Source organism: Albidovulum sp. (assembly GCF_041919395.1).
Taxonomy (GTDB): Bacteria; Pseudomonadota; Alphaproteobacteria; order Rhodobacterales; family Rhodobacteraceae; genus Albidovulum.
This window is the reverse complement of sequence record NZ_JAYRTX010000150.1, coordinates 1-4,641: the sequence shown is the minus strand read 5'-3', so window position 1 is coordinate 4,641 and position 4,641 is coordinate 1. Positions and strand designations below refer to the sequence as shown.

The window sequence follows — 4,641 nt, the reverse complement described above, 5'->3', positions numbered from 1 at the left end:
CCCGTCATGCGCTGGGACCATCGGCCCGAGGCGGAGGAATGGACGGCGGCGACCCTCAAGGCGCTGACGGCGGAGGGCGCGGTGCTCGCCTCGACGGTGCCGGCGGACGTGGACCAGTTCTGCCCCAAGTATGAAGAAGCCTCGATGCCGGAGCGGCGTGCCTTCTGGGCCGGTCTCTTCTCGGCTCTGGCCAAGCACGAAAGCACCTGGAATCCGCAGGCAAGGGGTGGCGGCGGCCAGTGGATCGGGCTCATGCAGATCGCGCCCGGAACGGCGCGCAACTACGGTTGTGCCGTTCCCGACGGCAAGGGCCTCACCGATGGCAGCGCCAACCTGGCCTGCGCCGTGAAGATCGCGGCAGCACAGGTCGGCCGCGACGGGGCCATCGTCTCGGACGGTGACGGCTGGCGCGGGATCGCGCGCGACTGGGCGCCGATGCGGGTCGGGTCCAAGCGGGCAGACATCGCCGCCTGGACCAGCGGCCAGCCCTACTGCAAGGGCTGACGGCCGCCGTCAGGCGATGATGCGGATGCCTCGTCGGCCGAATTCGCGCATGAGGTCGCGCTCGTCCATCTGCCCCACGCCCGAAAGCGGGGCGGTGCGGCCATCTGCAAGGCAGAGGACGCAGACCGTCTGCCCCTCGGGGCTCCGCCCGATCCGTACGCTTTGCAGGTCGTCGAGCCGCGCACTCTGCCGGCCCCTCTCGGTGAACCAGTCGATCCGGTCCTGCCCGAGCCGGAAGCCGCGCCCAGGATTGCGGACAAGCCGCGCGAGCACGAGGCCGAGCCAGATGACGGCCAGCGCAGGAGCGAGCCGGTTCATTTCCAGCGTCAGACTGAGATAGACGGCCGCCATCGCGATCCCGAGCGCGAGATACATGCCAGGCCTGCGGGCCTGGCGCAGACGGCCGAACGCTTCCACATTCATGGAACGCACGCCCCCAAACAGATACACCCGTCGCAAGCTTAGGCCCCTGCCGGCCCGATGGGAAATACCTTCGACGGTTCTCCGGCTTCTGGCGACACCGGCGAAACGATGGCGACGCGCGCGGCCGATTGGCGGCGCGCCGGCGCGCTGTTTCCGCGCGAGGCGCGATTCGCGCGGCCTCAGCGCCCGCCCGAGACGTCGATCGTCGTGCCGGTGATGTAGGAGGCGTCCCCGGAGAGCAGCCACAGGATTGTCCGCGCGATTTCCCGGGCCGTGCCGGCGCGGCGCATCGGGATGCGGTCGGCAAGCCGGATGGCGCGGTCGGGCTCGCCGCCCTTGCCGTGGATTGCGGTGTCGACGAGGCCGGGGCGGACCGAGACGACGCGCACGCCCTCGGCCGCAACCTCGTCGGCAAGCCCCTTCGTCAGCGCGTCGAGCCCGGCCTTGGAGGCGGCATAGTCCACATACTGCCCGCCCGAACCGAGCCGGGCCGCAATCGAGGAGACATTGACAATCACGCCCCCCGAGCCGCCATGGCGGGTGGACATGCGCCGCGCGGCGTGGCCGGCGAGGAGAAACGGCGCGGTGAGGTTGACGGCGAACATCCGCGTCAGCCGCTCCGCGGTCATCTCCTCCACCCGCGCGGCACGGTCGACGATGCCGGCGTTGTTGACCAGCGCGTCCATCCGGCCGAAGGCCGCGCCGTACTCCGACATGAGCCGCATCGCGCCGACCGGAACCGAAAGATCGGCCTGAAGGATCACGGCCCGCCCGCCGGCCCCGGCGACACCTCTCGCCGTCAGGTCGGCGCCGGCGCGGTTCCGGTTGTAGTGGACGGCCACGTCCCACCCGGCGCCGGCAAGCTCCTGCGCGACCGCCCGGCCGATCCCGTCCGAGGCGCCGGTGACGAGTGCCGCCCTACGCATCGGCGCCCCGGATGCGGCCCGCCATTTCCGTCAGATCGCGGCTGAGACCGGGCGTGGCGAGGATCCGGTCAAGCTCCGCCCGGACGCGCGCCTTGCGGCCGTCGTCGTATCGCGCCCAGCTCTGGAAGGCGGTGGACATCCGTGCGGCGGTCTGCGGGTTCACCGGGTCGAGCCGCAGGAGCCAGTCGGCGCAGAAGCGGTAGGAAGCGCCCGAAGCCGCATGGAACCCAGCGTGGTTGGCCGAAAGCCCGCCCAGAAGCGCGCGGAAGCGGTTGGGGTTCTTCCAGTCGAAATCCGGGTGCCGGGAAAGCCTCTCGGCCACTCCGGCCGCCGCCTCCGGCGCGCAGAGCGCGGGTTGCAGCGCGAACCACTTGTCGATGACGAGCCGGTTGCCCTTCCAGCGGTCGTGGAAGGCCGCAAGCGCGCCTTCGGCGCGGCCGGCGGCGATGAGGCTCGCCAGCGCGCCGGCGCTTTCGGTCATGTTGCCGGCCGTCTCGAAGAGCACCGCCGCCCGCTCGCCGCCGTCGATCCGGCTGAGGAGCGCGAGGCAGGCGAGCCGGAGCGCGCGGCGCCCGGCGGAGGCGGCATCGGGCGAGAAGGCGCCGGGCGTGGCCATCGCTGCGTAGACACGCTCCAGCGCGGGTTCGAGCCGCCGGGCGATGGCGGCCTCGAGCCTGAGCCGTTCGGCGTGGATGCGGTCGGGGTCGGGCACCGCTCCCGCGTCGTGGAGCGTCTGCGCGAGGTCGTCCTCGGACGGCAGGGCAAGGCAGAGCGCCCGGAAGGCGGGGTCCAGGCCGTCGTCGGCCAGCACCGCGCCAAGCCCGTCGATGAGCGCGTGCGAGGGCTCCGCCGCCTGGCAGATCATTCGCGCCAGCGCATCCTTGGCCAGGGCCCGGCCCGCCTCCCAGCGGTTGAAAGGGTCGGTGTCATGGGCCAGGAGGAAGGCGCGTTCCTTCGCGTCGACCTCCCGGTCGAGCACCACGGGGGCGGAAAAGCCGCGCAGGATCGACGGGACGGGGCGCGTGGCGAGCCCTTCCCAGCGGAAGCTCTGCGTCACCTCGGTCATCTCCAGAATCCCGGTCGGCACCACCTCGTCGCCGTTGGGATTGAGAAGTCCCACGGCGATCGGGATGACGCGGGCGGGCTTCACGTCCTGCCCGGGGGTGGGCGGCGTCTTCTGGTGGAAGGTGAGCGTGTAGGTGCCGCCCTCCTTCCCCGGCGACCAGGCCTCGGACACCGAAAGGCGCGGCGTGCCGGCGTCGGTGTACCAGCGCTTGAACTGGCCAAGATCGCGCCCCGTCGCATCCTCGAAGACCTTCAGCCAGTCCTCGATCGTCGCCGCCTCGCCGTCGTGGCGGTCGAAATAGAGGTCGAGGGCGCGGCGGTAGCCGTCATCGCCGACAAGGCGCTTCAGCATGCCGATGACCTCGGCGCCCTTCTCGTAAACCGTGGCGGTGTAGAAATTGTTGATCTCGATATAGCTTTCCGGCCGGACCGGATGGGCGAGCGGCCCCATATCCTCGCGGAACTGGCGGGCGCGCAGGGTCAGCACGTCCTCGATGCGCTTGACCGGCGCCGAACGCATGTCCGAGGTGAACTGCTGGTCGCGGAAGACCGTCAGCCCCTCCTTCAGGCAAAGCTGGAACCAGTCGCGGCAGGTGATGCGGTTGCCGGTCCAGTTGTGGAAATATTCATGCGCGATGACGCCCTCGATGCGCTCGAAATCGGCGTCGGTCGCGGTCTCGGGGCTGGCGAGGACGAGCTTGGAGTTGAAGATGTTCAGCCCCTTGTTCTCCATCGCGCCCATGTTGAAGTCATCGACGGCGACGATGTTGAAGACGTCGAGGTCGTATTCGCGGCCATAGGCGTCCTCGTCCCATTTCATCGACCGCCTGAGGCTGTCCATCGCATAGGCGCAGCGGTCCTCGTCGCCCTTGCGGACCCAGATGGCCAGGTCGACCTTGCGGCCGGAACGGGTGGTGAAGCCGTCGCGCACCGCGACGAGATCGCCCGCGACCAGCGCGAAGAGGTAGGCGGGCTTCGGCCAGGGGTCGGTCCATTCCGCCCAGCCCTTGCCGGCGCCGGTCGGATTGCCGTTCGACAGAAGCACCGGCAGGCCGCTCTCGATGCGGACCTTGAAGGGCGCCATCACGTCGGGCCGGTCGGGGTAGAAGGTGATCTTGCGGAAGCCCTCCGCCTCGCACTGGGTGCAGAACATGCCGCCCGACATGTAGAGCCCTTCGAGGGCGGTATTGGCGACGGGGTCGATCTCCACCTCCGCCTCCCAGGTGAAGGGGCCCTCGGGCAGGTCGTCGGCCGCGACGGTCAGGCCGGCCGCGTCCTCGGCGGGCGTCACGGCGCGACCGTCGATCCGCGCCGAGAGGAGCGCGAGCCTTTCGCCGTCAAGGCGCAGGTCGTGCCGCCCCGGCCGCGCCGGGTTGGGTGCGAAGGCGACCCGCGACAAGACGCGGGTGGCCGCGGGCGAAAGCCGGAAGGTCAGGTCGACGCCGGTCACGGTGAACGGGTAGGGGGCATAATCGGCAAGCAGGGTCGGCTGGGGCGCGGCGTCTTTCATCGGGGCTCTCGGGGGGGGGCTTCGGGCCGGTTAGGGGGCAGAGGTTAGGTCCTCCGCCCGCCAACCGCAACCGCTCAGGCCGCGCCGATATGGGCGGCAAGCTTGCCGAGCGTCTGTAGCCCCAGTTCCACCGCCCCGAAGCCCTTTGCGGTCTCGTATTCCTCGGCGGTGACGAAGGTCATCGAAAGCGTGACCCTGGTCCTGCCATCGATA

4 protein-coding genes are annotated in these 4,641 nt (G+C 70.4%); 1 reads left to right on the top strand and 3 read right to left on the bottom strand.

What is annotated here, in order from left to right:
• Positions 1 to 504, top strand: a 504-nt coding sequence (locus tag ACMUOO_RS16490; protein ID WP_413855745.1) for a transglycosylase SLT domain-containing protein, incomplete at its 5' end; no start/stop codon positions are given.
• Between the two features lie 9 nt (positions 505 to 513).
• On the opposite strand, the gene ACMUOO_RS16485 is transcribed toward ACMUOO_RS16490, so the two are convergent.
• From ACMUOO_RS16485 to pepN, 3 genes are all read right to left on the bottom strand, one after another.
• The gene (locus tag ACMUOO_RS16485; RefSeq protein ID WP_301917391.1) at positions 514 to 927 is read right to left on the bottom strand and encodes a hypothetical protein; all 414 of its coding nucleotides are present in this window, start codon (positions 925 to 927) and stop codon (positions 514 to 516) included.
• Positions 928 to 1,106: 179 nt separating this feature from the next.
• Positions 1,107 to 1,853 carry an SDR family oxidoreductase gene (locus tag ACMUOO_RS16480; protein WP_413855744.1) on the bottom strand — a complete coding sequence of 249 codons (747 nt, stop codon included), beginning with the start codon at positions 1,851 to 1,853 and terminating at the stop codon, positions 1,107 to 1,109.
• On the bottom strand, positions 1,846 to 4,428 hold the full coding sequence (gene pepN, locus ACMUOO_RS16475) for an aminopeptidase N (RefSeq protein ID WP_413855743.1): 2,583 nt from the start codon (positions 4,426 to 4,428) through the stop codon (positions 1,846 to 1,848). Before pepN ends, ACMUOO_RS16480 begins: the two co-directional genes overlap by 8 nt.
• Positions 4,429 to 4,641 lie beyond the last annotated feature (213 nt).